Origin of the sequence: Aquicoccus porphyridii (assembly GCF_008369105.1) — a bacterium.
GTDB lineage: Bacteria > Pseudomonadota > Alphaproteobacteria > Rhodobacterales > Rhodobacteraceae > Aquicoccus > Aquicoccus porphyridii.
This window is the reverse complement of the sequence record NZ_VINQ01000084.1, coordinates 1-586: the sequence shown is the minus strand read 5'-3', so window position 1 is coordinate 586 and position 586 is coordinate 1. Positions and strand designations below refer to the sequence as shown.

Sequence of the window (586 nt, the reverse complement as noted above, 5' to 3'; positions counted from 1 at the left end):
CGGATGCTCTCCTACCTGCCGCTGTGCCACGTGGCGGAGCGGATGTTCGTCGAGATGGGGTCGCTCTACGGGGGAACCACGGTGTTCTTCGCCGAAAGCCTGGACACCTTCGTCGAGGACATGAAGCGTGCGCGGCCGACCCTGCTGTTCGGCGTGCCGCGCATCTGGACCAAGTTCCAGATGGGGGTGTATTCGAAGATGCCGGCGCAGAAGCTCGACCGCCTGCTGAAGCTGCCGATCCTCGGCCGCATCGTCGGTCGCAAGGTGCTCGCCGGGCTAGGCCTGGACGCGGTGCGCTACGCGCTCTGCGGCGCGGCGCCGGTACCCGAGGCGCTGCTGCTCTGGTATCGCCGCCTGGGCCTGGACGTGCTCGAGGTCTACGGGATGACCGAGAACAGCGGCTACTCCCACGTCTGCCGGCCCGGCCGGCAGAAGACCGGCTGGATCGGCCAGAACAGCCCCGGCGTCGAGGTACGCATCAGCGACGAGGGCGAGGTGCAGGTGCGTAGCGGCGCGACCATGGTCGGCTACTACAAGGAGCCGGAGAAGACCGCAGAGGTGCTCACCGCCGATGGTTTCCTGCGCA

Annotated in this window: 1 protein-coding gene; it reads left to right on the top strand. The window is 67.7% G+C overall.

Annotation, left to right across the window (positions count from 1 at the left end; translation table 11 throughout):
* Positions 1 to 586, top strand: a 586-nt coding sequence (locus FLO80_RS23685) for an AMP-binding protein (RefSeq protein WP_149187128.1), incomplete at both ends; no start/stop codon positions are given.